The organism is Nocardiopsis sp. RV163 (assembly GCF_001029525.1).
GTDB classification, from domain to species: Bacteria; Actinomycetota; Actinomycetes; order Streptosporangiales; family Streptosporangiaceae; genus Nocardiopsis; species Nocardiopsis dassonvillei.
The window spans coordinates 1-26,689 of record NZ_LEKI01000070.1 but is presented as its reverse complement, the minus strand read 5'-3'; the positions used below and the strand labels follow the sequence as shown (position 1 = coordinate 26,689).

Here is a 26,689-nt window from a genome sequence, read left to right as displayed (position 1 = left end):
GGTCGTGGGGGCGGTGCTGCTCGTCGCCGGGCTGGCGTCGCTGGCCGCGGGGCGCGGCCTGTTCGGCGGGGGAGCGGCCGAGAGCCTCCTGCTCGGCCCCGGGGCCCGGGAGGCGCTCGACCAGCAGTGGGTGCCCTACGCGGCGGTCGCGGTGGCCTTCGTCGCCGGTTTCCTGGCCCTGCGATGGCTGATGTCCCAGGGGCTCAACGACACGGTGGGGCACCTGGTCCTGGAACGCGGGGAGCAGGGGCGGGTGGAGATGTCGGAGAACGTGGCCCGCGGTGCCCTGGAACAGGAGGTCGCCGACTACCCGGGCGTGCGCCGCGCCCGAGCGCGGCTGACCGAGTCCGCCGAGGCGCCGCACCTGCGCCTGGCGCTGACCCTGGACGACGACGCAGACGTGGCCGGGGTGTGGCGGCGGGTGAGCTCGGAGGCGCTGGCGAACCTGCGCCGGGCGCTGGACCTGGAACAGGTCCCGGCCGTCGTGCGGATGTCGATGACGGCGCCGGCCAAGAACCCGCGGCGCAGCCTGGCCTGAGCCGTTACCGCCGATAGCCGGCGCCTGCTGTTAGCTTCGCCACATGACTCGAATGACCTTGGTTAACCTGCCCGTCAAGAGCGTCGACGCCACCCGGGAGTTCTTCAGCGCGCTGGGCTTTGGCTACGACGAGGCCTTCTCCGACGACAGGGCGCTGTGCATGGTCGTCAGCGACCAGTCGCGCGTCCTGTTCCTGTCCGAACCCTTCTTCGCCGAGTTCACGCCCTCGGGGACGGCCGACACCTCCGCGGGCGCGGAGGTGATCACCTGCCTGAGCGCCGACAGCCGCGAGGACGTGGACCGGATCGCGGAGGCCGCCGCCGTGGCCGGGGCGACCCACGCCAGGACCATCGAGCACACCGGCATGTACTCGCGCTCCTTCGCCGACCCCGACGGCCACCTGTGGGAGTTCCTGTACATGGACGCGACCGCCACCATCTCCTGAGCGGCGGCGCGCTCGTGGCGGATCCGGCCCTCGCGCAGCACGGTGCGCACGCTCGTCTCCGGTGAGGCCAGGACCCCGATGTCGGCGAGCGGGTCGCCGTCGACCACGACGAGGTCGGCTTGCGCCCCGTCGCGCAGGGTGCCGACCACCCCCTCCAGCCCCAGCAGCCGGGCGGCGTTGACGGTGGCGGCGCGCAGCACGTCCGCGGCGGGCTGGACCCGGCCGCGGATGGCGAACTCCTGGCTCTGGCGGTCCTGCATGCCGCCGAGCAAATCGCTGCCGAAGACCAGGTTCACCCCGGCCTCGTGGGCCATGCGCAGGGCGTCCAGCCCCCGGTCGAGCACGGTGTCCACCTTGGCCTGGCTGGCCGCGGGCAACCCGTTGGCGGCCCCCTGCCGGGAGAGTTCCCGGTAGGTGACCAGGGTGGGCACCAGGTAGGCGTCGTGCTCCAGGAACAGCTCGACGCTGCTCTCGTCGATGAGGTTGCCGTGCTCGATGCAGCGCACGCCGAGGCGGAGCCCGCGGTTGACGGCGCGGGCGGTGTAGGCGTGGCCGGTGACGTAGCGGTTGGCCGCCTCGGCCTCCTCCACCACGGCCCGGATCTCGTCCTCGGAGGACTGGGTGGAGTCGATGCGGTCGGTGGGGGACGCCACGCCGCCCGAGAGCATGATCTTGAGGTGGTGGGCTCCTGTGCGCAACTGCTCGCGGGCCGCGCGGCGGAACTCCACGGGCCCGTCGCAGACGATGCCCGCGCCGGGGCAGCAGGCGTGGGTGTCGTTGCCCTGGCGGCCGGGGGCGCGGAAGTCGCCGTGGCCGCCCGTCTGCGACAGCGCCTTGCCGCCGAACATGAGCCGGGGGCCGTCGACGAGCCCCTCCTCGACCGCCCTGGCCAGCCCCCAGTCGCCCCCTGCGACGTCGCGGACGGTGGTGAATCCGCGCCTGAGCATGGCGCCCAGAGATCGGCCCGCGTAGCTGGCGACGTAGGCGGGCGACTGGTCCATCGCGGCGCCGAGGTCGGCGCTGAAGGCGGTCGGGTGCACGTGGGCGTCGATCAGGCCGGGCATGAGGGTGGCCCCCGCCAGGTCCACGGTCGGCACTCGCGATCCCACCTCGGGCGGGGCCCCCTGGCCGCTGCCCGCGATGATGCCGTCCCGCACCAGGAGCCAGGAGCCGGGGGTCCTCGTGCCCGCCCCGGGGTCGAGCAGCCCGGCGCCCGTGAAGAGGATGTGCGGTTCTGACTGGCGGGTCATGGATACCTCCGTCGGGGTTCGCGTTGTTGCAATATATGTTGCACCACGGGGAGGGGGCCACCCCGGGGGTGGTATCGCTTGGGGGTGCGGCGCGGTCCGGGGCGCCGGGACGGAGGGGTGATGGCGGACTGGATCGAGGCCGCGCTCGGCGGGGGACGCCTGGGCCGCGCGGCCGAGCGCGTGGTCAGGGTGCTGCGGGACGAGCCGAGGTTCGCCTCCTACGCGAGCACGGCCGAGCTCGCCGAGCGGGCGGGGGTCAACGTCGCCACGGTCGTACGGGCCGCGCAGGCCCTCGGATTCACCGGGTGGCCCGCCCTGCGCGTCGAGCTGCGCTCGCGCTACCTGGCCTCGCTCAGCGCCGGAGAGGTCCTGGCCGAGCACGCCGGTGCCGACGCCGACCCCGTGCGCGAGGCCTTCCGCGCCGACCGCGAGGGGCTGCGCGACCTGGAGAGGACCCTGGAACCCGCCCGGGTGCGCGCCCTGGCGGGCGCGGTGCACCGTGCGCGCCGGACGCGGGTGGTGGGTTCGGGCACCTTCGCGGCGCCGGGCGTGCAGCTCGCGCACGCGGCGGGGATCATGGGCTACGACGTGGAGCGCCTGGAGCTGGGCGGCACCGGCCTGGTCAGCGCGCTGGCGCGGATGGGCCCGGGCGACCTGCTGCTGGCGTGCGACCTGTGGCGGCTCCCGGTCGCGCTGCGCTCGGCGGCGCTGGTGGCCCGTGAGCGGTCGGTGCCGGTCGCGGTGATCACCGACCGCAGGGACTCCCCGCTGGCGGAGGGGGCGGAGCACGTGCTGCTGGTGCCCAGCGAGGGCGTGGGCATGTTCCCCTCGCTCACCCCGGTGATGGCGGTCGTCCACGCGGTGCTGGCCGAGATGGCCCGCCTCGGAGGGGACGCGGTGCTGGCCGCCGTGCGCGACACGGAGCGCCTCTGGGAGAGCACGGAGCTCTTCTGAGCGACGCCGGGGCGAACGACCTGGGAAGACGCGGCGACACCATTGTGACGTGATCAGGGTCACGTTCGATGCAATAAGTGTTGCAATTCACGCGGTGCGGCTGCTTACATGGCCCGGTCGGGCCGCCTCCGCGGGCGGTCCCCCCGTGCACGTCCCCCGAACCGAACCTCGCCGCGAAGGTGGCCCATGCAGACGACCCATCTCGTGATCCTCGCCGTGTACCTCCTGGCCATGATCGGGATCGCCCTCTACTTCGTGCGCTCGGGCAGGCTGCGCGGCGGCGACGACTTCCTGTTCGCCGGACGCAGCCTCCCCCGCCCGGTCATGATCGCCACCATGCTGGTCACCTGGGTCGGCTCGGGCACCATCATCGGCGGCGCCAACTTCGCCTACACCTACGGCCCGACGGCCGGAATGATCTTCTTCGCGGGGACGCCGCTGGGCATCCTGGTCCTGCTCCTGGCGGCCCGCCGGATCCGCCGGGCGTCCCGGCACACCATCCCCGAACTGCTGGAGGTGCGCTTCGGCATCGGGGTGCGCACCGTCGCCGCGGTGGTCACCACCATCGCCTTCCTGGGGCTGACCGCCTCGCAGTTCGTCGGCGGCGGGTACGTCGTCAGCCTGGTCACGCCGCTGTCCGCCACCCAGGGCACCGTGCTCATCGCGGTCCTCGTGACGCTGCTGACCGCCACTGGAGGCCTGTTCTCGGTGGCCTACACCGACTTCGTCTCGGCCATCCTCATCCTGCTCAGCCTGTTCGTGTCGGTGCCGCTGGTGTTCGCCGCGATCGGCGGCCCCGGCGCCTACTGGGACGGCCTGCCCGAGCAGGCGACGACCTTCAGCGGCGGGCTCACCGCCCTGCAGCTCCTCGGCTACTTCCTCCCGCTCTTCCTGCTCCTGCTCGCCGACCAGAACATGTACCAGCGCCTGGCCGCGGCCAAGGACGAGCGCGAGGCCCGCGCCTCCACCCTGGGCATGTTCGTGGGCAGCTTCTTCGTCTTCGTGCCCGTCGTGCTGCTCGCCACCTGCGCCGCCATCCTCATGCCCGGCATCAACGGCGACATGGCGGTGCTCAGCCTGGCCTCTGAGGGCTACCTCCCGGTGGTGCTTGGCGGCCTGATCCTGGCCGGGGCGGTCGCCTTCGTCATCACGACCGGATCCTCGTACATGCTCTCCTGCGCCTCCAACGTCGCCTACGACCTGTACGCCCGCTTCACCGGTGACGGCGCGGACGAGCGCCGCAAGCTCGTGGTACAGCGCCTGTCGGTCCTGGGCATCGCGCTCGCGGGCCTGGCGCTGAGCCTGTTCTTCCCGACCGTGCTGGAGCTGCAGATGTACTCCTACACGGTCTACGGCGCAGCGATCACCCCGGTAGTCCTGTCGGTGCTGTTCTGGAAGCGCGCGACCACGGCGGGCGCCGTCGCGGCGCTGGTGGTCGGCGCGGCCACCACCATCGGCTGGCAGGTCGCCGGGACCCCGGGCGGCCTCAACGCGGTCGTCGTCGCCCTACCCGCCGCCCTGGTCGCGCTCGTCGTGGCCAGCCTGGTGACCAAGGCACCCGACCCCGCACGGGTGGCCGCGGCCGAGGCGCCCGCGCCCACCGGGACCGACGCCTGACACAACGGGGACCGCTCCCGACCGGGAGCGGTCCCCGTGCTCTCCCCGCGTCCCGGCGGGCCGCCCGGCCCGCCGGGACGCGTCTCTCCCGCCCACGGCAGCGGGGGGGAGACCCTCCTGGAATGGGCGCGTTCCGTGGCGAGGACGCAGACGCGAACGCGGGGCGCGCCGTGCCGGGGCCAGGACGGCGAGGGAGCGCGGAGCCGTTGGGAGGCGCTCTTCGAGACCACCGACGAGACGGACCGGCACCCCTACCGTCGGAGCGGGAGGGGAGACCGGTCGGCCTCCGCGAGGAGGACCTGCGTGTCGACGTCCTGTGCCGGCGCGGTGCGCACCCCACCGCCTACCGCCTCAGCGTGCTCGTGCCCGACGGCCTCGACCGCGACGCCTGCCTTCGCTCCCTCCGGCCGTGACGCCGCAGGCCGGTGCGCTGGTCAGCACCGGCGAACTCCTCCCGCGGATCTCATGGAGGCCCCGGCGGGCGGGATTCGTCGGCAGGGGGGAAGTCCGATCCCTCAGCACTCGATTGACGTCGGCGCCGGACGCTTCAGGTGGTCAGGCCGGCGCTGATCAGCCAGATGTGTTCGCAGGTCGAGGATGCCTCTTGCAACTTCTGGCGGGACTCTTGCGAGGCGTGGTAAAAGGTCCGCTCGATCATCCAGCACAGGGCGCGTGCCATCGCCGACGCCTGCTGCGGTTCGGTGCCGGCCTCGACACCGGCTCGTTCCAGGACGGAGGTGATCGCTGTGATGAACAAGTCGGCTGTGTGGCTCCAGAGTTCACCGATCTCCGGCACGGTCAACGACAGGTCAATCGCTGTGCGCATGACCAGGCCGTGCTCGTTCCACAACTCGACCGTGCGCCGCATGGCTGCTGCGATGGCCTGGCGTGGCTCCTCGGTCTGTGCGGTGGCCCGGGACCGCTCCCACAGGTGCTCGACGGTCCGGGCCACGAGCGCTGTGACCACTTCTTGCTTCGAGCCGAAGTAGAAGTACAGGGCGCCCCGTGTGATGCCGGCGCCCTGCGCGATGTCGCCGACGGTCATGGCGTCATAGCCCTGTTGCGCCAGCAGGGCTTCGCAGGTGTCGAGGATGGCCCGCTCTCGGACGTCACCCTTGCGTTCGGTTGTGCGTCGGCTCCGCGCGGAGTGGTGGCCGGGCATCAGAGCTGAGCGCCCTCGGCGAAGTCGGTGGTACGGGAGAGTGTCTCCCATGCGCGGATGTCCTCGTCCACGGCCGTGCGCGCGGCGGTGACCAGTCGCAGCGCGTCCGAGCCCAGGACGAGGTGGGCCGGCGGCTGGTCGACCGACGCGATGCGCACGACGGCCTCCCCGGCCCTGGCCGGATCGCCCAGTTGGTTCCCGCTTGCCTTCTGCCGCGCTTCACGGATGGGGGTGAACAGGTCGTCGTAGTCGTCGATGGACCGCGCGGTGCGTGTCATGGACCGTCCGGCCCAGTCGGTGCGGAAGGACCCGGGCTCGATCGCCGTCACGTGGATCCCGAACTGTGCGACCTCCTTGCCCAGTGCCTCGAGGATGCCTTCCAGAGCGAACTTGCTGCCGCAGTAGGCGGACATGCCGGGTACGGCCATCAGCCCGCCCATGGAGGTGACGGCCATCAGGTGGCCTCGGCGGCGTCGGCGCATGTGGGGCAGGGCCGCCTGCAGCGTGGCCACTGTCCCGAATACGTTGACCTCGAACTGCCGCCGCACGTCGGCCAGCGGCGTCTCCTCGAAGGTGCCCTCCAGGCCGTAGCCCGCGTTGGCGACGACGACATCCAGGGGGCCGACGCTCTGCTCCACCTCCGTGATCACACTCGAGACGGCGGCCTCGTCGGTCACATCCAGGATGCGGCCGTGAGCGTGCCCGGGTTTGAGCTCTCGGAAGGCCCGCAGGTCCTCCTCGGAGCGGACCGTGCCGACGACGATGTGCCCGGCGGTCAGGGCGGCTTGGGCGAAGGCGCGTCCGAGGCCCGTGCTGACGCCGGTGATGAGCCACTTCTGCTGCTGCACTGCTCCTCCAGAAGGTCGCGCGGGGAGCTGGATCGCCCCCTCGCCCAGAAAGTCTACACGACGTCGATTTTTATCAACCTAATGTTGATTACCTCGCCCTCAGCGGCATCATGCTCAGCCGGGGCCGATCCGGCCCCTCGCCGACCGCTCGCCGCGACTGAAACGATCACGGTGTGACTGGAGCGATCACGGCGTCGGTGCCGTCCTGGATGGGTCCCCTCACGGGATTGAGCCCGCGCTGCTTCGGCGAGGTGGTAGGCGCAGTACGACGTGAGCAGGCCGCGGATCGACCGCGCGGCCGGCACCGGAGTCCGTCACCGGCGGATCGCGTCCTGCTGGTCACGGCCAACTGGCGGGCGAACTTGAAGACGCGCCCGCTGGCGCCGCTGTCCGGGATCCGCGAGTCGGCCGCAGACCGCATCATCTACCACCTCGATCCGCTGTCGGCACCCCGGCGGCGGAGCCGGTTCAGCGGGGACACCGTCCTCATCGTCGAGGGCGTCCATCACGCCGTGCGCGGCATCGCCCGCCCGCACAACCTCGCCCTCACCGGATAGAGGGCCCCGGAGTCGGTGAGCCGTGCCCGAACGCACTCGCGGGACGGCCCCTGAGCAGGCGGGGGACGAGGTGGAAGCCTCGGATGCCGCTGGAGCCGTACTCATCCGCGAAGGCGCCTTGGCCGTCTCGTCCCACACGGACGTCAACGCGGCGGGGATGGTCGCGCAAATCGATGGAGAGGTGTGTGGAACGGCGGTTCTCGGACGTCACCTGGAAGCCAGACGCACGCCGGCCCCTTCGCCTCGTCGCAAGCAGGGAAGGCCCTGACAGCGCTGAAGGATATGAACGCGCTGTTCAGGGCCCGCATCCTCAGCACTCGATGACGTTGACGGCCAGCCCGCCGCGCGAGGTCTCCTTGTACTTGTCCATCATGTCGCGGCCCGTGTCGCGCATGGTCCGGATGACCTTGTCCAGCGACACGAAGTGGCTGCCGTCGCCGCGCAGCGCGATGCGCGCGGCGCTGATCGCCTTGACCGAGGCCAGCGCGTTGCGCTCGATGCACGGCACCTGCACCAGGCCGCCGATGGGGTCGCAGGTCAGCCCCAGGTTGTGCTCCATGGCGATCTCGGCGGCGTTCTCCACCTGCGCGGGGGTGCCTCCCAGCACCTCGGCCAGCCCGGCGGCGGCCATCGAGGAGGCCGAGCCCACCTCGCCCTGGCAGCCCACCTCGGCGCCCGAGATCGACGCGTTCTGCTTGAACAGGATGCCCACGGCCCCCGCGGTCAGCAGGAACCGCACCACGCCCTCGTCGCCCGCGCCCGGACTGAAGTGCAGGTAGTAGTGCAGCACGGCGGGCACGATGCCCGCGGCCCCGTTGGTCGGCGCGGTCACCACACGGCCGCCCGCGGCGTTCTCCTCGTTCACGGCCAGCGCGTAGAGGGTGATCCAGTCGCTGCCGCGCATGGGGTCGGAGTCCACCCCCGTCGGCGCCAGCAGGCCCGACTCGTCGCAGTTGCCGCCAAGCTGCCGGTACAGGCGGTGCGCCCGCCGGGGCACCTTCAGCCCGCCTGGCAGGCTGCCCTCGGTGGTCACCCCGCGGCGCACGCACTGGCGCATCGCCTCCCACAGCACGAGCAGCTCGGCGCGGATCCGCTCGGGGGAGCGCCCGAAGGCCTGCTCGTTGGCGAGCATCACCGCGCTGATCGACATCCCGGTGTCGGCGCAGACGCCCAGCAGCTCCTCGGCGCTGGAGAAGGGGTGGGGCACCCGGGTGTCGTCGGCCTTGATCCGGTCCGCGCCGGCCGCGAGCTCGTCCACGACGAACCCGCCGCCCACCGAGTAGTACACCTTCGCCGCCAGTTCGGCGCCGGAGGGGTCCAGAGCCACGAACCGCATCCCGTTGGGGTGGTCGGGCAGGCTCTCCTTGCGGCGGAAGTCCACGTCCACGGCCGGGTCGAAGGCCACCGGCGGCCCTCCGGGCCCGCCCAGGTACAGAGTCCGCTCCAGGCGCACCCGCTCCACCAGCTCGGGCACCGCGTCCACGTCCACGTGCTCGGGACTGTGCCCCATCAGTCCCAGGACCACCGCCCGGTCGCTGCCGTGTCCCTTGCCGGTCAGCGCCAGGGAACCGTACAGCTCCGCTCGCACGCGGGCCGCCCCGTCGAGCAGGCCCTCCTCGCGCAGTCCGTCCACGAACGTGCGCGCGGCCTTCATCGGCCCGACCGTGTGTGAACTGGACGGTCCGATTCCGATCTTGAACAGGTCGAACACGCTGATGGCCATGGCTGTCCTCCTCGTCGAGTACAGGGCCCGGGCATGTGAACGCCGTGCGGGGCCGCCCGGCCCCGCACGGCGGGGCTCTACAGGTTCGGGTAGAGCGGGTACCTGGCGGTCAGCGCCTGGACCCGACCGCGCAGCGCCGCCTCGTCGAACTCCGGCTTGAGCGCCTCGGCGATGACGTCCGCGACCTCGGCGAAGTCCTCGTCGCCCAGACCGCGGGTGGCCAGCGCCGGGGTGCCGATCCGCAGGCCGGAGGTGACCATCGGCGGACGCGGGTCGTTGGGCACCGCGTTGCGGTTGACCGTGATCCCGATCGAGTGCAGGCGGTCCTCGGCCTCCTGGCCGTTGAGCTCGGAGTCCACCAGGTCCACCAGGACCAGGTGCACGTCCGTGCCCCCCGAGAGCACCTTCACGCCGACCTCGGCCGCGTCCGGCCGCGTCAGCCGCTCGGCGAGCAGCCTGGCGCCCGAGACCGTGCGGCGCTGGCGGTCGGCGAACTCCTCGCCCGCGGCGACCTTGAGGGCCACCGCCTTGGCCGCGATCACGTGCTCCAGCGGTCCGCCCTGCATGCCGGGGAACACCGCGGAGTTGATCTTCTTGCCCAGTTCGGCCTTGGCCAGGATCATGCCGCCGCGCGGGCCGCCCAGGGTCTTGTGCGTGGTCGTGGTGACCACGTCGGCGTGCGGCACCGGGTTGGGGTGCAGTCCCGCCGCGACCAGACCGGCGAAGTGCGCCATGTCCACCATCAGGAGCGCGCCGACCGAGTCCGCGATCTTGCGGAAGCGGGCGAAGTCGAGCTGGCGCGGGTAGGCCGACCAACCGGCGACGATCATCTTGGGCCGGTGCTCCTCCGCGAGCGCCTCGACCTCGTCGTAGTCGACGGTGCCGTCCTCGTCGCGCACGTGGTAGGCCACCGCGTTGAGGATCTTGCCGGAGTAGTTGATCTTCATGCCGTGGGTCAGGTGGCCGCCGTGGGCCAGGTCCAGGCCCAGGATGGTGTCACCCGGCTTGAGCAGCGCGAAGTACACGGCCGTGTTGGCCTGCGCGCCCGAGTGCGGCTGCACGTTCGCGTGCTCGGCTCCGAACAGCGCCTTCGCGCGGTCGATGGCGAGCTGCTCGACGACGTCGACGTGCTCGCACCCGCCGTAGTAGCGGCGGCCCGGGTACCCTTCCGCGTACTTGTTGGTCAGGACGGTGCCCTGCGCCTCGATCACCGCCTGGGGGGCGAAGTTCTCCGAGGCGATCATCTCCAGGGTGTCGCGCTGGCGCGCCAGCTCCGCGTCGACCGCGGCCGCCACCTCGGGGTCCAGTTCGCCCAGCGTCTGGTTGAGCGTGTTGTCAGTAGCCATCGGGGGCCTACTCCTCGCCTTCGGTCAGCTTGGTGTACTCCTCGGCGGAGAGAAGGTCGGAGGGCTCCTCGGAGATCCGGGCCCTGAACAGCCAACCGTCCTCGAAGGGCGAGGAGTTGATGGTCTCGGGCTCGTTCTCCAGGGCCGCGTTGACCTCTACGACCTCGCCGCTCACCGGCGAGTAGACGTCGCTGACGGACTTGGTGGACTCCACCTCGCCGCACGGCTCGTCCGCGGTCACCTCGCTGCCGACCTCGGGCGCCTCGACGTAGACGATGTCGCCCAGGGACTCGGCGGCGAACGAGGTGATCCCGACGGTGGCGATCCCGTCCTCGACCACGACCCACTCGTGTTTGGCGGTGTAACCCAGCTCCGTGGGAACGCTCACTTCAACTCTCCTTGGAGGTGTTCCATTTTCCTGCCGCGCGCCCGTACGGCTGCCCGGCCCGGCCTACGCCCGGTCGCGCCCCGTGCGTGCGGGTCCCCTGTGGGGGGATCCCGCCGCGCTGGGGCGTGCGGGCCTTCGGGGTGTGAAGGCCCCTGCTGCTACGGCTGCCGCTTGTAGAACGGCAGCTCGACCACGTCGACGTCCTCGCCCCGCCCGCGCACGTCCACGGTGAACGCGCCGGTCGAGGTGTCGAGGTCGCCGTCCACGTAGGCCATGGCGATGGGGCGGCCCAGGGTGGGTGAGGGCGCGCCGCTGGTGATGGTTCCGACGGAGGTGCCGTCGCGCAGGACCTCCTGGCCCTGGCGCAGCGGGCGGCGCCCGCGCGCGACGAGGCCGATGAGGCGGCGGGGGCGGGTCAGCCCCTCCCGTCCAGGAGCTGGGCGTCGTGCACCAGCAGCGCCACCTGGACGCGGTTGTTGAGCCCGAGCTTGGTGAGGATGCTCGACACGTGCGTCTTGACCGTCGGCACGCTCAGGAACAGGGCCGCGGCGATGTCGGCGTTGGACCGGCCCCCGCCGACCGCCACGGCCACCTCCAGCTCCCGGCCGTTGAGCTCCGAGAGCCGCTCACGCGCACGCAGGGCCCGCTCGCCGCGGTCGTCGGCGCCCACCCGCTCGACCAGCCGCCGCGTCACCGCCGGGGAGAGCACCGACATTCCCCGGGACACCTGGCGCACCGACTCCACGATCTCCGCCGGAGGGGTGTCCTTGAGCAGGAACCCCGCCGCGCCCGCCCGCAGCGCGCGCAGCACGTGCTCGTCAGCGTCGAAGGTGGTCAGCACCAGCACCTCCGGCGGGTTCTCCAGGGCCCGCAGCCGCTCGGTGGCGGTCAGCCCGTCCACCGTCGGCATCCGGATGTCCATCAGGACCACGTCGGGGGAGTGGCGCGCCACCAGGTCGACCACCGCGCTCCCGTCCTCGGCCTCGGCCAGTACCCGGATGTCGGGCGCGCCGCCCATCATCATCACCAGGCCGACCCGGACCAGCGCGTCGTCATCGACGAGCACGACCCCGATCTCCCGCTCCGTCTCGCTCATGTCGGCCACGGTAGCCATGCCGCCAGCCGCCAGCCACCCCCGCCGTCCGGGCCGTGTTCCAGCCGCCCCGAGGCCAGGGACACCCGCTCGGCGAGCCCGACCAGGCCCTGGCCGTCGCCGTCCCCGCCCGACGCCGCGCGGGGGGCGCCGGGGGAGGGGCCGTTGCCCACCTCCACCAGCAGGCCGTCACCCGCGGCTCCGCGCACCAGGACGCGCGTGGTGGCGCCCGGGGCGTGCTTGCGCACGTTGGTCAGCCCCTCCTGGACTATCCGGTAGGCGGTGCGCCCGGTGCGCTCGGGGACCGTCCCGGCGCAGTCCTGCACGAACTCCACCCGGGTCCCGGCCTCGTCGGCCTCCTCCACGAGCTGCCGCAGGTCGGCCATCGTCGGCTGGGGCAGCTCCCCGACGGGCGCGCGCAGCACGCCGATCACCTCCCGCAGGTCCTGGAGGGCCTGGTGGGCGCTCTCGCGGATCACCTTCGCCGACCGGGCCACCTCCTCGGCGGGGGCGTCGGGCCGGTACTCCAGGGCTCCCGCGTGCACGCTCAGCAGGGACAGCCGGTGCCCGAGCACGTCGTGGATCTCGCGGGCCATGGCCTCGCGGACCTGGTGCTGGGCGTGCTCGGCGCGGAGCTGCGCCTCCGTCTCTGCGTGCACGGCCCGGTCGCGCAGCGACTCCACCAGCTCGCGCCGGTGCTGGACGGTGAGCCCCCAGCCGGTCACGGCGCCCTGGAGGGCGGCGCCCAACAGGAGGATCACCAGGAACGGGGCGTGCGGGTCGGGCCACAGCGCGGCGTGCACCAGCGAGGCGCTCAGGCTCAGCCCGTACACCGCCAGGCTGGTGCGGGGCGGACGGCGTACCGCGAGTGAGAACAGGGCGATGAGCATCGCGCCCGAGGCCAGGCCGGAGACGGCGGAGTACAGGACGAGTACGACGGCGATCTGGACCGGCCAGCGCCGCCGCCACCACAGCGCCAGGCAGGCCAGCAGGGAGAGGGCCGCGTCGGCGGCCTCGAACCACACGGGCAGGACCGGTTCCCGGACGGGCAGGTGGGGGAACTCGGCGGCGTTCATCAGCACGGAGAGGAGGGCGATCAGGAAGATGGAGGAGTCCACGATCCAGTCGCGAGCGCCGCACCGCCCGGCCATAGCGTTCATCGTCGTGCAGTCTACGTTCGGGACCGCGCCCGGAGGACGGGAGCGTGCGGGGCGCGGGACGGGCGCCCCCGGCCGTTCGGCCGACCCCCGGGCGGGGACCGGACGGTCGGCCGGTGCGCCCCGTGCGCCCTGGTGTCCAGCTCCGGGGGCATGCGCGGGGTCACCCGGGGCTTCGGCGTCCTGCTCGTCCTCGTCGGCGTCAGCGGCGCCGTCGACCACCTCTGTCACCAGCGGTTCCTGGGTGGTCCTCAACTCCTCCAACCGCTTCGTCGTGTCGAACGTGGCGGCCTTCGAGGGCTACGAGCTGCTCGCCGACCCGTGCGTTGCGGCCGTCGGCGCCGCCCCGGTCCTGGGGACGGAGGCGCGGCGGCCGCGGAGCCGGGCCTGGGACGGGACCGGCCCGCGCGGGTCCGCCGCGCGGGCCGGCGCGGCGAGGACGGTTCGCGTCCGGTCCGAGCGTCGGTACCTTGTAACCGATGAGCACTCTGGTCACCGGCGCCACCGGAATGGTGGGCCGCCGCGTCCTCACCCAGCTGAGGAGCCGCGGCCTGCCCGCGACGGGCGCGTCCCGCACCTCGAAGACCCGCCTGGACTGGACCGACACCTCCAACTGGGACGAGATCCTCGACGGCGTCGAGAACGTCTTCGTGGTGACGCCCGTCGGGAGCGCGCTGGGCAACCGGGTCGCCGGGTTCCTGGAGAGGGCCGCCGCGGCCGGGGCCGTCAACGCCGTGGTCCTGAGCGCCATGGGCAGCGAGTACGCGCCGTCGGACTCCGACCAGCGCGCCGCCGAGCTGCGGGCCAGGGACCTGTTCGGCCGGTGGACCGTACTGCGGTCCAACTGGCTCTTCCAGGACTTCACCGAGGGGATGTTCGCCGGTCTTGCGCGCTCGCGCAACGGCCGCCTCGAACTGCCGGTCAAGAAGAGGACCGAGGTCAGCTTCGTGGACGCCCGCGACGTTGCCGACGCCGCCGTCGCGGCCCTGCTGGACGACCACAGCGGCAGGGAGTACACGCTCACGGGCCCGCAGCCGCTCACCTTCCGCGAGGTGGTCAAGCAGACCCGGGGCACCGAGAGCCCGGTGTGGCGGTTCAAGGCCGTCGACGAGGCGGGCTTCTACTTCCGCGCCGCGGACCGGGGGTGGAACGACCGCTTCATCGACACCCTCAACGAGCGCTTCGCCGCCGCGGTCCGCGGCCGGGCGGCCGAGGTCACCGAGGACGTGCGCGCGGCGCTCGGCCGCGACCCCATCCCGCTGGGCCGCTTCGTCCGCGAGGCCACGCTCTGACCCGTCGCCCCTGGGAACGAGCCCCTCGCGCGGCCCCCGGCTCCGCCCGCCGGGCGGTCGGACGGGGGTCCGCGGACCCCCGGCGGAACACGGACGGGACGGCCCGCCCCCGGCGGGCTTCCGCGACAGTACGGCGCACCGCATGAAAAGACCCCGCTCCACGGCTCGTGTCTCGGTGGAGACCGACCGCGGGCGGGGTCTTTCCTCGTTTTCGGGCTACCGGTGTTCCCGGGCTGCTACTTGAGGAGCTGGCGGGCCATCACCATGCGCTGGATCTGGTTGGTGCCCTCGTAGATCTGGGTGATCTTGGCGTCGCGCATCATGCGTTCCAGGGGGAAGTCCTTCACGTAGCCCGCGCCGCCCAGCAACTGCACGGCGTCGGTGGTGATCTCCATGGCCGCGTCGGAGGCGAAGCACTTGGCGGCGGCGCCGTAGAACGGCAGGTCGTCGTCGCCGCGCTCGGACTTGGCGGCGGCCACGTAGACCATCTGCCGCGCGGTCTCCAGCTTCATCGCCATGTCGGCGAGCATGAACTGCACGCCCTGGAAGTCGGCGATGTGCTTGCCGAACTGCTTGCGCTCCTTGACGTAGGCCACCGCCTGGTCCAGCGCGCCCTGCGCGATGCCGACGGCCTGCGCGCCGATGGTGACGCGTGTGTGGTCCAGGGTGCGCAGCGCGATCTTGAGGCCCTCGCCCGGGGCGCCGACGATGCGGTCGCCGGGGACGCGCACGCTGTCGAAGAACAGCTCGCGGGTCGGGGAGCCCTTGATGCCGAGCTTGCGCTCGGGCTCTCCCAGGGTGAAGCCCTCGTCGTCTGCGTGCAGCACGAAGGCGGAGACGTTGCGGCCGCGCGCGCCTTCGGGGTCGGTCACCGCCAGCACCGTGTAGTACTTGCTGACCCCGGCGTTGGTGATCCAGGACTTCTGTCCGTTGAGGACCCAGCCGTCCCCGTCGGAGACGGCCTGGGTGCGCATGCTCGCGGTGTCGGAACCGGCCTCGCGCTCGGACAGGCCGTAGGAGAACATCGCCCCGCCGCTGGCCACCTCGGGCAGGTAGCGCCGCTTGACCTCCTCGGAGGCGCCCAGGATCAGCGGCATGGTGCCGAGCTTGTTGACGGCGGGGATGAGAGAGGAGGAGGCGCACACGCGGGCGACCTCCTCGATGACGATGCAGGTGGCCAGGGCGTCGGCGCCGACGCCGTCGTACTCCTCGGCGATGTGCGGGGCGTGGAAGTCCGTGGCCACCAGCGCGTCGAGGGCGTCCTGGGGGAAGGCGCTCCTGTCGTCGACCTCAGCCGCGTGCGGGGCGATCTTGTCCTCGGCGACGGAGCGCACGGCCTCGCGCAGCTCCTCGTGCTCCTCGGTGGTCCTGAACAGGTCGAAGTCGCTCATCTGCATTCCTCCCCTGGCGGCGGTCCCGGGTGATGGCACCGCGTGCCATCCCTTGGCATTCAGTGCCAGGATAGGGGGCGGAAGGGATGAAGTACACAGATGGGGGCGCACAGCCTTCCAGACACCGGACGAAGGGGGCGCGGCCCATGGAGAACCAGGGCGGCCGGGGCGGTCAGACGCGCGCGGACACCCGTGCCGTGGTGCTGGCCGCGGTGCGGTTGTTCACCGAGGACGGCTTCGAGGCCACGACGATGGACCAGATCGCCGCGGCCACGGGCGTGAGCCGGCGCAGCCTGTTCCGCCGCTTCGGCTCGAAGGAGGACATCCTCTTCGCCGAGCACGACGAGCTGTCCGCCACGGTCGAGGGCTTCCTGGAGGCCTCCCCGGACGACCCGCTGACTTCGGTCCTCTCCGCCACCCGGCTGGTGCTCCAGGGCTACCTGGGCGATCCGGAGATCACCGTGCCCCGCTACCGCCTGGTCCGCGCCCACGCCCGCCTGCGCGACCGCGAGGTGGCGATGACCGCCCGCTACCAGGCCGCCTTCAGCCGCTACCTGGCGCGGCGCGGGGGAGGCGGGGACCGCTCGCTGGCCGCCGGGGTGGTGGCGGCGTCGCTGATCGCGGCGCACAACCACGTCCTGCGCGGGTGGCTGCGCGGCCCGGAGCAGGACGTCCGCGAGGTGTGGGCGCGTTTCGACGAGGCCATGGAGTTCGTCCGCCTGGCCGCAGAGCCGATGCTGCGCGCCGCGCCGGAGCCGCGGCGCGACCGGGTGCTCGTGGCGGTCTACCCCGGCGGCACCGGCCGAGAGGAACTGCTCCGCCGCGTCGCCGAGGCCGTCCGGCAGTCCGAGGGGTCCGGGGAGCCGCAGGGGCCCGCGGGGACGTAGGGGATCGAGGGGCCCGGGAGGCCGGAGCCCCCGGCAAGCCGGGGACCCGCGCCCCGGCCGGGCCCCGCGCGGTCGGGGCGGCGCTCCGACGAGCGTAGGCTGGTGGGCCGGGAAACGGGTAGTCACACGAGGCGGATCGGACAGCGGAGATGAGCGTGGACACGGCGGGCGCCACCAAGCAGGAGTCTGAGGTCGTACGCGAGGCCTCCCGGCGGCGGACGTTCGCGGTGATCTCCCACCCCGACGCCGGCAAGTCCACCCTGACCGAGGCCCTGGCACTGCACGCGGCCGCGATCTCCTCGGCCGGAGCCGTGCACGGCAAGGGCGACCGCAGGGGCGTGACCTCGGACTGGATGGAGATGGAGCAGGATCGCGGCATCTCCATCACCTCCGCCGCGCTGCGCATCGACTACGACGACCGGGTGCTCAACCTGGTGGACACCCCCGGCCACGCCGACTTCTCCGAGGACACCTACCGGGTGCTGTCCGCGGTGGACTGCGCGATCATGCTGCTGGACTCGGCCAAGGGCCTGGAGCCGCAGACCCTCAAGCTCTTCGACGTGTGCCGTGCCCGCAAGATGCCGGTCATCACCTTCGTCAACAAGTGGGACCGCCCCGGCCGCGAGCCCCTGGAGCTGCTGGACGAGATCGAGCAGCGCATCGGGCTGCGCCCCACCCCGATGAACTGGCCTGTGGGCATCGCCGGGGACTTCCGCGGCCTCATCGACCGCCGCGAGGGCGTCTACACCAAGATGTCGCGCACCCCGGGCGGGGCCCACAAGGCCATCGAGGAGGTCCTGGACCCCGAGCGCGCCGCCGAGGTGGAGGCCGACGCCTGGGTCCAGGCCCAGGAGGAGATCGAGCTGCTGGAGGCGCTGGGCGCGGACTTCGACGCCGAGTCCTTCCTGGCGGGGGAGTCCTCCCCGGTGCTCTTCGGCGCCGCGCTGCCCAACTTCGGGGTCGGCAAGCTGCTGGAGGCCGTGGTGGGCCTGGCCCCGGCCCCCGGGCCCAAGGAGGACGACCGCGAGCGCCCGCGCGCCGTGGCCGACCCGTTCTCGGGCCAGGTGTTCAAGATGCAGGCCAACATGGACAAGAACCACCGGGACCGGATGGCCTTCGTGCGCATCAGCTCGGGCCGCTTCGACCGCGGCATGGTGCTCACCCACGCGCCCACGGGGCGTCCGTTCGCCACCAAGTACACCCAGGCCGTGTTCGGCTCCGACCGCACCACCATCGAGACGGCCTACCCCGGCGACGTGATCGCGCTGGTCAACGCCCAGGCGCTGGCGGTGGGGGACACCCTCTACGACGGCCCCAAGGTGTCCTACCCGCCGATCCCCAGCTTCGCCCCCGAGCACTTCGTGGTGGCGCGGGCCAAGGACGCGAGCAAGTACAAGCAGTTCCAGCGCGGCATCGCCCAGATGGACGCCGAGGGCGTGGTGCAGGTGCTGTCCTCGGACGTGCGCGGTGAGCAGGCGCCGGTGCTGGCGGCGGTGGGCCCCCTGCAGTTCGACGTGGTCAGGCACCGCATGGAGCACGAGTTCCGGGCCCCGATCGAGGCCTCGCCGCTGGACTACTCCGTGGCGCGGCGAACCGACGCCGAGTCGGCGCCCGCCCTGCACGCGCTGTCGGGCGCCGAGGTACTGCGGCGGCGGGGCGACGGCGAGCTGCTGGTGCTGGTGCACAACAAGTGGCGTCTGAGGGTGATCGAGCGCGACCACCCGACGCTGTTCATGGAGCCGCTGCTGGCCGGAGGCGTCGACGAGGGCGATTGAGGACCCCCGGGGGCTGGTCCCCCGGCCCCATCCGCGGCCCGGACCGGTTCCCTCCGTCCGGGCCGCCGCCCTTTAGGCAAAGCACGCCCGGGCCGTTTACCCGGGGTGAATGGCGGTTACCCGCTGTTGGTGCCGGGGTCCGGCTCCCGGGAAATTGGGCGCTCTGCGGAAGGCCTCCCGGCGGGCGTCCCGGAGGTGTGGCGCGGCGGTGCGCCCGCGGGGGTGTGAACTCCCGTGGCGCGCGCACAGTCCGTTGTCACGACGGGCCCGGTTCGCCGCGGCCGACGGGGGCGCCGCGATCCCCGACGCCCAGCCAGAGGCCAAGATCACCAGCCGGCGGGCACCCCGCCTCGGGCCCCGTGAACAGCGCGAAGGTACCCTGGGGATAGGCCGCTAGGGCGTGTTCGGACACCCGGCCGCACCGAGCTTCGTTCGGCTCTGTCCACTTCTGTGAAGGACAGGCCGAAGGGGGAGGGTTCGGGCGGATACCGGACCGCCCAGGGGACCGGTACAGGAGGCAGTGCGGCGCCGGGAGGACCTCCCGGTCCCGTCTGCGACGTCTCAAAGCGATCACGAAGTAATCGACGGCTGGCAAAGTTTGTAAATCTTCACCTGGCGGTAATTCAGTGCACGTGTGGGTATGTGTTGCATGTCACCTGTCCGTGAATCGGTGAAACTTATATGCTTTTGCTTAACTGTCGTTTAACAAAACAGAACAATAACGAGTGAAGCAGGAACGTGGCGGCGGACCGCCCCGCGTATGACGCACCTCACGTATCCCCCGCCTGGAAAGGTTGACCTCGGGCATGAGCGAAGACGACAAAGAGCGCACGGTGGAGCTCCACTACGAGGGCGGCGTGCTGAAGCTGCCGGTGTTCACCGGTACCGAGGGTGAGCGCACCATCGAGCTGAAGACCCTCCTGGGGTCGACGGGGATGACGACCCTGGACCCGGGGTTCGGCAACACCGCTTCGTGTAGCTCGGAGATCACCTACATCGACGGGGCCGCCGGGATCCTGCGCTATCGCGGGTACCCGATCGAGGACCTCGCCGTGGGCGCGACCTTCATCGAGGTCGCCTACCTGGTGATCTACGGCGAGCTGCCCGACGCTGACCAGCTCAAGGAGTTCGCCGACAGGCTGCGCGACAACGCCGACATCCCGGCCGACATGGGCGCGCTCATCGACGCGATGCCCCGCAACGGCCACCCCATGGCCCTCATGGCCAGCGCCGTGAACACCCTCGCCGCCTACTACGAGGACAGCGTCGACCCCGGCGACGACGACCAGGTGGAGCTCGCCACGATCCGGCTGTTGGCCAAGCTGCCGACGATCGCGGCCCGCATCTACCGCAACTCGATCGGCGAGAAGCCGATCGGCCCGGACAGCTCGCTCGACTACGTCGACAACTTCATCCGGATGACCTTCGGCGACGTCCACGCCGACAGCGAGCTGGGCGACCTGTTCAACCAGGCCGTCGGCATGCTGCTGGTGCTGCACGCCGACCACGAGCTCAACTGCTCCACCGCCACCGTGCGCGTCGTCGGCTCCTCCAAGGCCGACATCTACGCCAGCGTGGCCTCGGGCATCAACGCCCTCTCCGGCCCGTCCCACGGCGGCGCCAACCAGGCCGTCCTGGAGATGCTGGAGGAGATCCGCGACTCGGGCATCTCCATCGAGGACTTCCTGGAGAAGGTCAAGGCCCGCGAGATGCGCCTCATGGGCTTCGGGCACCGGGTCTACAAGAACTTCGACCCGCGCAGCAAGGAGATCAAGGTTCTGGCCAGCCAGATCCTCGACCGCGACGAGAACCCGGACGAGCTGTTCGCGCTCGCACTCAAGCTCGAGGCCGCCGCGCTCGCCGACTCCTACTTCACCGAGCGCAAGCTCTACCCGAACGTCGACTTCTACACCGGCGTCATCTACCGCACCATGGGCTTCCCGACCAACATGTTCACCGTGTTGTTCGCCATCGGCCGCCTGCCCGGCTGGATCGCCCACTACCGCGAGCAGCTGCGCGACCCGGCCTTCCGGATCGCGCGCCCGCGCCAGCACTACGTCGGCTCCGCCGAGCGCCGGCTGCCCGGCCAGGGGTAGGCACACCCCTCGGAGCACACAGGAGCGCCCGCCCGCGTCAGACGGGGCGGGCGCTCCCTTGCTTCGTCCACGGCCGTGTTCGCGCTGTTCAGCCCCCTACACGTCTGGGTATTACCGTTACGGGCTGTCTTTTCCCGCATTTTGCGGATCGCTGTCGTCCTTGTGCGACGTCGGGGGAAGGGGCAGGGTGCGGTCACCAAACGGGGCCGTGCGAATGAGGGGGCGACGATGGTCAGGTACGCGTGGACCGGCGACCTGCTCGGTGAGCTGAGCCGGAACTGGTGGCTTGTGGTCCTACGGGGGGCCGCCGCGGTCCTCTTCGGTCTGGTCGCGCTGGTCTGGCCGGGCAAGACCCTGGTGGTCCTGGCGATCGTCTTCGGCGTCTACGCGCTGGTCGACGCCGCCGCCCTCGGGTACGCGGCCTACCGCTCTTCGCCCGGCGCACGGGTCCCGCTGGTCGTCCAGGCGGTCCTCAGCGCCGTCATGGGGGTGATCGCCCTCTTCTGGCCGGTCGCGGCGATCGTCGCGCTCGTCTTCGTCGTCGGCGTCTGGGCCGTGGTCACGGGCCTGGCCGAGATCATCACCGCCATCCGCCTGCGCGCGCACATCAGCTCCGAGTGGCTGCTGGTCTTCGTCGGGGCGCTCTCGGTCGTCTTCGGGCTCCTGCTGTGGTTCTGGCCGCTGGAGGGCGCGCAGGCCATCATGTTCGTGATCGCGATGTACGCGGTCATCTTCGGCGTGGTCATGGCCGTCGCCGGGTTCCGCCTCCGGGGCGCGGCCGAGGCCTTCCTGCCCCCGGAGGACTCGCCCGCCTTCGCCGGTCTCGGCGAGCCCGAGGAACCCGCCGACCCGTACGACCGCGGGGACCGCCCCAGCGACCTCCTGGAGGACCGCGCCGACCGGGCCGACCGCGCCTCCCACGACGACGACCTGGACCGCTGGGGCGAGAACCGCTCCGGGGACTCCGGGGACCGGTGGGACGACGGGGTGGAGCACGGCGGCTGGGACGACCGGCCCGGCGGCAGGCACCGGGCCCCGGGCGACGAGGACCGCCCCGACGAGCCCCGCTGAGGCCCCGGGCCCCGTGCGGGCGCGGACGGTTTCCGGACCCACGGGGCCGCGCCGAAAAGCGGGTGCGCGATCCCACGGCGCCTGGCTAGCATGGCGCGCGTGCAACTCCAGATCTACGGCTGGCGACAGGCTTCACCGACGCCGCGGCGCACCGCCCCGCCACGGTGCCCCCTCAGCCTGACCGCGAACACCCCATTCCGGAGAAGCACATGAACCGCCGTGCCCACATCGCCATGGTCGGCACCCCCACCGTGAGCCACGTCCTGCCCAGCCTGGAAGTCATCCGCGAGCTGGTGGACCGGGGCCACCGCGTCACCTACGCCAACGACCCCCTGCTGGCCGACACCATCACCGGCGCCGGGGCCGAACTCGTCCCCTACGCCACTGTCCTGCCCACCGGCGACGGCACCTGGCCGGACGATCCGATCAAGGGCATGGACATCTTCCTGGACGAGGCGATCAACCAGCTACCCGCCCTGCGCGCCGCCTACGACGGAGACCGCCCCGACCTGTTCCTGTACGACATCTCGGGGTTCGCCGCCCGGGTCCTCTCCGTCAACTGGGGCATCCCCTCCGTGCAGCTCTCGCCCACCTACGTGGCCTGGGCCGACTACGAGGACACCGTCCTGAAGTGGCTGCGCGCCCAGCCGGGGGCCGAGGAGCACTACGCCAAGCTCGACGCCTGGCTCGCCGACAACGGCGTCACCGGCCTCGACCACTCCTCCTTCGCCGGGGTGCCGGAGCGGGCGCTGGCGCTGATCCCGCGCGAGATGCAGCCCTTCGCCGACACCGTGGCCGACACTGTGACCTTCGTGGGGCCGTGCCTGGGCGACCGGGCCGACCAGGGCGAATGGGCCCGTCCGGCGGACGCCGACAACGTCCTGCTGGTCTCCCTCGGGTCGGCCTTCACCAACCAGCCGGGGTTCTACCGCGCCTGCCTGGAGGCCTTCGGCGGCCTGCCCGGCTGGCACGTGGTGCTCCAGATCGGCAAGCACGTGGACCCCGCCGAACTGGGGGAGGTGCCGGACAACGTCGAGGTGCACACGTGGGTGCCGCAGCTCGCCGTCCTGCGCCAGGCCGACGCCTTCGTCACCCACGCCGGAATGGGCGGCTCCAGCGAGGGCCTCCACACCGGCGTGCCGATGATCGCCGTCCCGCAGGCCGTCGACCAGTTCGACAACGCCGACCGACTGGTGGAACTCGGCGTCGCCCGGAGGATCGACACCGATGACGCCAGCGCGGAATGGCTGCGCTCCGCCCTGCTGGAGCTGACCGCCGACCCCGAGGTCGCCCGCCGCCTCGCGAAGGTCAGCGCCCGGCTCCGGGCCGCCGGAACCTCCTACGCGGCCGACCTGGTCGAGGCGGAACTGCCCGCCTGAGCGGGTCCGGCCGACGCCGACCCCCGGAGGGCGCCCTGCCCGGAACACCCGGGCCGGGCGCCCCGCCGACGGGCCGGAGGCGTCCCGGCGCCCCGTGCCGCGACGAGGCGTCGCGACCACCGGGCAGCGGGGCCGACACGGCGGTCCCCGCCCGGCCCAGCCACAGAACGGAGCACCATGGACCACCTCGTCGTCGTCACCGGAGGCCCGGGATCGGGCAAGACCACCCTGATCGACCACCTGGCATCGCTCGGGTACGCGCGCACCCCGGAGGCCGGCCGCGCCGTCATCCGCGACCAGCGCGAGATCGGCGGCCGGGGCCTGGCCTGGCGCGACGACGCCCTGTTCGCCGAACTCATGCTCTCGTGGGAGATGCGCTCGCACCGCGAGGCCTCGTCCCTGCCCGGCCCCGTCTTCTGCGACCGGGGCGTCCCCGACCTGGTGGGCTACCTCCGCCTGCGCGGTCTGCCGGTCCCCGGGCACGTCACCGGGGCGGCCCGCCGGTTCCGCTACCACCGCCGCGTCTTCGTGGCCCCGCCGTGGCCGGAGATCTTCACCGGCGACGCCGAGCGCCACCAGTCCCCGGAGGAGGCCGAGCGCACCCACCGGGCGATGACCGAGGCCTACCCGGCGTGCGGCTACGAGCTGGTGGAGCTGCCGCGCGTGCCGGTCGCCGAGCGGGCCCGCTTCGTTCTGGAGGCCCTGGGCGTGGCCTGACCGCCGAGACCGTAACGGGAGAGCACGGAATAACGGCAGTGACGGGAGTGACAAAAAGAAGCCTCTGTCACGCTTTGCGCCCTCTGGACCGCAAACGGGACGCCAGTGGCCGTTCATGGCCGTAAACCGGGCTTTCTCTTGTAGTTCGCGAAAACGGGGGCCAGACTCGTGTCTGGGTAAAGGACCATTGACCGTCCACGCCCCCGACGGCTGCGGGGAACGTGCGTGGACGCCGGGGAGGAAGGCGGCAGGTGGCCAGGGCGTCCGGGGCGAGCATGCCGCCCATGAGCTGGGAGGGCATCGACCACGCGCTCAACCGTGTGCGCGGTGAGGCCGACCGGATCTCCCTCGACCTCGCTGACCTGGACGGCCACGTCAGCCACCGCATGCTCCAGGGGGCCGACCTCGTCGGGCGCACCCGGCGGCGCTGGGAGCAGGCCAGCGGGCACATCCGCAGCCTGTGGGCGGTCTACGAGGCCTTCCGCGGCGTCGTGGACAGGGCGGGCCGGATCCGGGACCGGGCGGAGGGCCCCGAGGACCAGGCCGCCCTGACCTCCCTGCTCAACGGCGACTCCGTGCCCCTGCCCGCCGGTGAGGTCCCGCTGCGCGAGCGCGGGCTCCGCACCGGAGGCGAGCCGGTCAGCCTCGCCGCCGCCGTCGCCCGCATGTCCGCCGACTACGAGGAGGCCACCGAGGTCGTCTCGGCCGTCGAGGCGGCCTGGGACGCCCTCCACCCGCGTCTGGGCGAGCTCGACGCCGTGTGGCACGAGATCGGCACCCTCTCCGACATGGTGGAACTCGCCGAGGACGAGCACGAGTCCCTGCGCGTGGACCTTGCCGCGGTCGGCGCCACCGTCCGACGCGACCCCCTCGCGCTCGTCGAGGACGGCCGTGTGGACACGTCCTCCCTCGAACGGCTGCGCCTGCGGCTGGAACGCGTGCGCGGCGAGCTCCGCGACGCCCTGCGCATGCGCGACTCCTACGACGAGAGCGTCGAGCGGCTCGGCTTCGCCATCGACGACGTCGGCAGGGCCGTGGAGCGCACCCGCGCGCTGCGCGAACAGGTGGTCGCCAAGGTCTCCTCGCCCGCCGCTGTCGGCGTGCCCGACCCCGTCCCCGGGCTGCGGGCCCGCATCGACGCCATGGACGCGCTGCGTGCCCGGCGCCGGTGGCGCGAACTCGGCGCCCGCCTGGGCGAGGTCCAGCGCGCCGTCCGCGAGGCGGCCGACGACGCCCGGGAGCGCGAGGCCGACCTCACCCGTCTCCTGGAGCGCCGCGCCGAGCTGCGCGAACGCCTGGACGCCTACCACTCCCGCTCGGTCCGGCTCGGCGTCGCCGAGGACACGCGGCTGGCCCGTCTGCACAGCACGGCGCGCTGGGAGCTGTGGACCGCGCCCTGCGACCTGCGCGCGGCGACGGCCGCCCTCTCCGCCTACCGGAGCGCGCTCCACGGACTCGACGGAAACGATTGCGCTGTGAACAGAACCACGCCGGGCCCGGACGCGTCAGAGGGCCAGAGCGATGGTGGTGTGAACAGATGACGAAGTGCACGGTCCCCGGCTGCCCCGGCCGGGTCGAGGACGGTTTCTGCGGCGTGTGCGGCATGGCCCCCGCGCACGTTCCTCCCCCGGTCGGCCCCGCCTTTCCGCGGCGGCCCGTACCTCCGGCCTCCGGTCCGCAGCCCTCCCTCAGCGCGAACTCCTCCGCCAACCCCCTCAGCGGCGACCCCGTCCACTCCCACCCCCTCTCCGGCAACGTCAGGCTCTCGGGGCGCTCCGGCCCCGGCAGCGTCTCCGCGACCTCGGGCACCGGCGGCAGCGGCGCCGGGCGGGGCAGCCGCCGCTCCTCCCGAGGCATGCTCGGCATGGGCATGGTCCAGGTGCCCATCGTCCCCTACCGGGACCCTTCCGAAGCGGTCATGGACAACCCCGTCGTCTCGGAGAAGAACCGCTTCTGCGGCAACTGCGGGGAGCGGGTCGGCCGCGCCCAGGGCGACCAGCCCGGGCGCACCGAGGGCTTCTGCCGCAAGTGCGGGACCCAGTTCTCCTTCACGCCCAAGCTCTCCCCCGGGGACCTGGTCGGCGGCCAGTACGAGGTGCTCGGCTGCCTGGCCCACGGCGGCCTCGGCTGGATCTACCTGGCCCGCGACCGCAACGTCAACGACCGCTGGGTGGTCCTCAAGGGCCTGCTCAACGCCGGTGACGCCGAGGCGCACAAGGCGGCCGCAGCCGAGCGCGCGTTCCTCTCCGAGGTCGAGCACCCCAACATCGTCAAGATCATCAACTTCTCCCAGCACCCCGACCCGCGCACCGGCATCCCCGGCGGCCACATCGTCATGGAGTACGTGGGCGGCAAGTCCCTGCGCGAGCTGCTCATCGAGCGCCGCGAGGACGCCCCCGACGCCGTCCTGCCCCCGGACCAGGTCATCGCCTACGGCCTGGAGGTCCTGCGGGCCCTGGGCTACCTGCACTCCAGGGGCCTGCTCTACTGCGACTTCAAACCCGACAACGTCATCCAGAGCGAGGAGCAGATCAAGCTGATCGACCTGGGCGGCGTGCGGCGCATGGACGACACCGTCAGCCCCGTCTACACCACGCCCGGGTACCGGGTGCCCGAGGAGGAGCTGCGCGGCCCCGGCCCCACGGTCAGCGCCGACCTGTACTCGGTCGGCCGCGCCCTGGCCGTGCTCAGCTTCCGCTTCAGCTTCATGCGCGACCACCCGCACAGCATCCCGCCCCGGGAGACCGTGCCGCTGCTCCGGCGCCACGAGTCCTTCGACCGGCTGCTGCGCCGCGCCACGCACAGTGAGCCCGAACTGCGCTTCCACGACGCCGAGGACATGGCCGACCAGCTCACCGGCGTCCTGCGCGAGGTGCTCTCCGACCTGGAGGGCACGCCGCACCCCGCCCCCTCGGCCCTGTTCGGCGCGGAGAACAGGACGCCGGTGAGCTGGTCGGCCATGTCCTCGGCGTCGTGGAAGCGCAGTTCGGGCTCACTGTGCGT

The 26,689-nt window shown here is 72.2% G+C and carries 22 protein-coding genes and 2 pseudogenes; 14 read left to right on the top strand and 10 right to left on the bottom strand.

All coding sequences use genetic code 11. The features are described 5' to 3' along the window. Together ABD54_RS14150 and ABD54_RS29525 are read left to right on the top strand one after the other, a co-directional pair. Positions 1–538: hypothetical protein (locus tag ABD54_RS14150; RefSeq protein WP_047869955.1), on the top strand; the 538-nt coding region annotated here is incomplete at its 5' end. A gap of 43 nt (positions 539–581) precedes the next feature. Next, the gene (locus tag ABD54_RS29525) at positions 582–983 is read left to right on the top strand and encodes a VOC family protein (RefSeq protein WP_082166820.1); all 402 of its coding nucleotides are present in this window, start codon (positions 582–584) and stop codon (positions 981–983) included. A gap of 5 nt (positions 984–988) precedes the next feature. Here the strand turns inward: ABD54_RS29525 and ABD54_RS14145 are convergent. Beyond that, positions 989–2,233 (bottom strand): annotated as a pseudogene (locus ABD54_RS14145) (amidohydrolase family protein); the annotation flags it as partial. 120 nt (positions 2,234–2,353) lie between these two features. Here ABD54_RS14145 and ABD54_RS14140 point away from each other — a divergent pair. Together ABD54_RS14140 and ABD54_RS14135 are read left to right on the top strand one after the other, a co-directional pair. Continuing rightward, on the top strand, positions 2,354–3,187 hold the full coding sequence (locus ABD54_RS14140; protein WP_047869951.1) for a MurR/RpiR family transcriptional regulator: 834 nt from the start codon (positions 2,354–2,356) through the stop codon (positions 3,185–3,187). A 186-nt stretch (positions 3,188–3,373) separates the two neighbouring features. Beyond that, positions 3,374–4,804, top strand: coding sequence for a sodium:solute symporter (locus ABD54_RS14135; RefSeq protein ID WP_047869950.1), 1,431 nt, complete (start codon positions 3,374–3,376; stop codon positions 4,802–4,804). A 547-nt stretch (positions 4,805–5,351) separates the two neighbouring features. Here the strand turns inward: ABD54_RS14135 and ABD54_RS14130 are convergent. Together ABD54_RS14130 and ABD54_RS14125 are read right to left on the bottom strand one after the other, a co-directional pair. After that, positions 5,352–5,966, bottom strand: a complete 615-nt coding sequence (locus ABD54_RS14130; protein WP_047869949.1) for a TetR/AcrR family transcriptional regulator — start codon at positions 5,964–5,966, stop codon at positions 5,352–5,354. Beyond that, positions 5,966–6,814, bottom strand: coding sequence for an oxidoreductase (locus tag ABD54_RS14125; RefSeq protein WP_047869948.1), 849 nt, complete (start codon positions 6,812–6,814; stop codon positions 5,966–5,968). Before ABD54_RS14125 ends, ABD54_RS14130 begins: the two co-directional genes overlap by 1 nt. A 173-nt stretch (positions 6,815–6,987) precedes the next feature. On the opposite strand from ABD54_RS14125, the gene ABD54_RS29600 reads away from it, so the two are divergent. Further along, entirely contained in the window at positions 6,988–7,371 is a 384-nt protein-coding gene (locus tag ABD54_RS29600; RefSeq protein WP_394324543.1) for a hypothetical protein, read from the top strand. Between the two features lie 310 nt (positions 7,372–7,681). Here the strand turns inward: ABD54_RS29600 and ABD54_RS14115 are convergent, their stop codons facing one another. The 6 genes and pseudogenes from ABD54_RS14115 to ABD54_RS14095 form a co-directional block, all read right to left on the bottom strand. Then, a complete protein-coding gene (locus tag ABD54_RS14115) occupies positions 7,682–9,094 on the bottom strand; it encodes an L-serine ammonia-lyase (RefSeq protein WP_047869947.1) in 1,413 nt (470 codons plus the stop codon). Positions 9,095–9,171: 77 nt separating this feature from the next. Continuing rightward, on the bottom strand, positions 9,172–10,440 hold the full coding sequence (gene glyA, locus ABD54_RS14110; protein ID WP_047869946.1) for a serine hydroxymethyltransferase: 1,269 nt from the start codon (positions 10,438–10,440) through the stop codon (positions 9,172–9,174). 7 nt (positions 10,441–10,447) lie between these two features. Further along, positions 10,448–10,828, bottom strand: a complete 381-nt coding sequence (gcvH, locus tag ABD54_RS14105; RefSeq protein ID WP_047869945.1) for a glycine cleavage system protein GcvH — start codon at positions 10,826–10,828, stop codon at positions 10,448–10,450. A 158-nt stretch (positions 10,829–10,986) separates the two neighbouring features. Beyond that, positions 10,987–11,244: pseudogene (locus tag ABD54_RS27275) on the bottom strand (glycine cleavage T C-terminal barrel domain-containing protein); the annotation flags it as partial. Further along, positions 11,244–11,942 carry a response regulator transcription factor gene (locus ABD54_RS14100; RefSeq protein WP_047869944.1) on the bottom strand — a complete coding sequence of 233 codons (699 nt, stop codon included), beginning with the start codon at positions 11,940–11,942 and terminating at the stop codon, positions 11,244–11,246. The pseudogene ABD54_RS27275 and the gene ABD54_RS14100, both read right to left, overlap by 1 nt. Next, positions 11,921–13,072, bottom strand: coding sequence for a sensor histidine kinase (locus ABD54_RS14095; protein WP_047869943.1), 1,152 nt, complete (start codon positions 13,070–13,072; stop codon positions 11,921–11,923). The genes ABD54_RS14100 and ABD54_RS14095 overlap by 22 nt, the downstream gene beginning before the upstream one ends. A 485-nt stretch (positions 13,073–13,557) precedes the next feature. On the opposite strand from ABD54_RS14095, the gene ABD54_RS14090 reads away from it, so the two are divergent. Beyond that, positions 13,558–14,370: an NAD-dependent epimerase/dehydratase family protein gene (locus ABD54_RS14090; RefSeq protein ID WP_047869942.1), complete on the top strand. Its 813-nt coding sequence runs from the start codon at positions 13,558–13,560 to the stop codon at positions 14,368–14,370. A 236-nt stretch (positions 14,371–14,606) separates the two neighbouring features. Here the strand turns inward: ABD54_RS14090 and ABD54_RS14085 are convergent, their stop codons facing one another. Beyond that, positions 14,607–15,761: an acyl-CoA dehydrogenase family protein gene (locus tag ABD54_RS14085; RefSeq protein WP_047869941.1), complete on the bottom strand. Its 1,155-nt coding sequence runs from the start codon at positions 15,759–15,761 to the stop codon at positions 14,607–14,609. Positions 15,762–15,907: 146 nt separating this feature from the next. Here ABD54_RS14085 and ABD54_RS14080 point away from each other — a divergent pair, with 146 nt between their 5' ends. From ABD54_RS14080 to ABD54_RS14045, 8 genes are all read left to right on the top strand, one after another. Continuing rightward, entirely contained in the window at positions 15,908–16,648 is a 741-nt protein-coding gene (locus ABD54_RS14080; RefSeq protein ID WP_047869940.1) for a TetR/AcrR family transcriptional regulator, read from the top strand. Positions 16,649–16,797: 149 nt separating this feature from the next. Continuing rightward, the gene (locus tag ABD54_RS14075) at positions 16,798–18,423 is read left to right on the top strand and encodes a peptide chain release factor 3 (protein WP_047869939.1); all 1,626 of its coding nucleotides are present in this window, start codon (positions 16,798–16,800) and stop codon (positions 18,421–18,423) included. A gap of 806 nt (positions 18,424–19,229) precedes the next feature. After that, on the top strand, positions 19,230–20,519 hold the full coding sequence (locus ABD54_RS14070; RefSeq protein WP_047869938.1) for a citrate synthase: 1,290 nt from the start codon (positions 19,230–19,232) through the stop codon (positions 20,517–20,519). A gap of 228 nt (positions 20,520–20,747) precedes the next feature. Further along, on the top strand, positions 20,748–21,590 hold the full coding sequence (locus tag ABD54_RS14065) for an HdeD family acid-resistance protein (protein ID WP_047869937.1): 843 nt from the start codon (positions 20,748–20,750) through the stop codon (positions 21,588–21,590). A gap of 209 nt (positions 21,591–21,799) precedes the next feature. Continuing rightward, a complete protein-coding gene (locus ABD54_RS14060) occupies positions 21,800–22,969 on the top strand; it encodes a macrolide family glycosyltransferase (protein WP_047869936.1) in 1,170 nt (389 codons plus the stop codon). Between the two features lie 177 nt (positions 22,970–23,146). Next, a complete protein-coding gene (locus ABD54_RS14055; RefSeq protein ID WP_047869935.1) occupies positions 23,147–23,686 on the top strand; it encodes an AAA family ATPase in 540 nt (179 codons plus the stop codon). 275 nt (positions 23,687–23,961) lie between these two features. Continuing rightward, positions 23,962–25,227, top strand: coding sequence for a hypothetical protein (locus ABD54_RS14050; RefSeq protein ID WP_082166819.1), 1,266 nt, complete (start codon positions 23,962–23,964; stop codon positions 25,225–25,227). Beyond that, a partial coding sequence (locus tag ABD54_RS14045) for a serine/threonine protein kinase (RefSeq protein ID WP_047869934.1) occupies positions 25,224–26,689 on the top strand: 1,466 nt, incomplete at its 3' end. The genes ABD54_RS14050 and ABD54_RS14045, both read left to right, overlap by 4 nt.

What these genes read in the sequence shown, in the direction of transcription:
- glyA (WP_047869946.1), bottom strand. Translation starts at nt 10,440, where the DNA reads ATGGCTACTGACAACACGCTCAACCAGACGCTGGGCGAACTGGACCCC.
- ABD54_RS29525 (WP_082166820.1), top strand. Translation starts at nt 582, where the DNA reads ATGACTCGAATGACCTTGGTTAACCTGCCCGTCAAGAGCGTCGACGCC.
- ABD54_RS14095 (WP_047869943.1), bottom strand. Translation starts at nt 13,072, where the DNA reads ATGGCCGGGCGGTGCGGCGCTCGCGACTGGATCGTGGACTCCTCCATC.
- ABD54_RS14060 (WP_047869936.1), top strand. Translation starts at nt 21,800, where the DNA reads ATGAACCGCCGTGCCCACATCGCCATGGTCGGCACCCCCACCGTGAGC.
- ABD54_RS14115 (WP_047869947.1), bottom strand. Translation starts at nt 9,094, where the DNA reads ATGGCCATCAGCGTGTTCGACCTGTTCAAGATCGGAATCGGACCGTCC.
- ABD54_RS14070 (WP_047869938.1), top strand. Translation starts at nt 19,230, where the DNA reads ATGAGCGAAGACGACAAAGAGCGCACGGTGGAGCTCCACTACGAGGGC.
- ABD54_RS14140 (WP_047869951.1), top strand. Translation starts at nt 2,354, where the DNA reads ATGGCGGACTGGATCGAGGCCGCGCTCGGCGGGGGACGCCTGGGCCGC.
- ABD54_RS14090 (WP_047869942.1), top strand. Translation starts at nt 13,558, where the DNA reads ATGAGCACTCTGGTCACCGGCGCCACCGGAATGGTGGGCCGCCGCGTC.
- ABD54_RS14065 (WP_047869937.1), top strand. Translation starts at nt 20,748, where the DNA reads ATGGTCAGGTACGCGTGGACCGGCGACCTGCTCGGTGAGCTGAGCCGG.
- ABD54_RS14075 (WP_047869939.1), top strand. Translation starts at nt 16,798, where the DNA reads ATGAGCGTGGACACGGCGGGCGCCACCAAGCAGGAGTCTGAGGTCGTA.
- ABD54_RS14085 (WP_047869941.1), bottom strand. Translation starts at nt 15,761, where the DNA reads ATGAGCGACTTCGACCTGTTCAGGACCACCGAGGAGCACGAGGAGCTG.
- ABD54_RS14130 (WP_047869949.1), bottom strand. Translation starts at nt 5,966, where the DNA reads ATGCCCGGCCACCACTCCGCGCGGAGCCGACGCACAACCGAACGCAAG.
- ABD54_RS14100 (WP_047869944.1), bottom strand. Translation starts at nt 11,942, where the DNA reads ATGGCTACCGTGGCCGACATGAGCGAGACGGAGCGGGAGATCGGGGTC.
- ABD54_RS14135 (WP_047869950.1), top strand. Translation starts at nt 3,374, where the DNA reads ATGCAGACGACCCATCTCGTGATCCTCGCCGTGTACCTCCTGGCCATG.
- ABD54_RS14050 (WP_082166819.1), top strand. Translation starts at nt 23,962, where the DNA reads ATGCCGCCCATGAGCTGGGAGGGCATCGACCACGCGCTCAACCGTGTG.
- ABD54_RS14055 (WP_047869935.1), top strand. Translation starts at nt 23,147, where the DNA reads ATGGACCACCTCGTCGTCGTCACCGGAGGCCCGGGATCGGGCAAGACC.
- ABD54_RS14080 (WP_047869940.1), top strand. Translation starts at nt 15,908, where the DNA reads ATGGAGAACCAGGGCGGCCGGGGCGGTCAGACGCGCGCGGACACCCGT.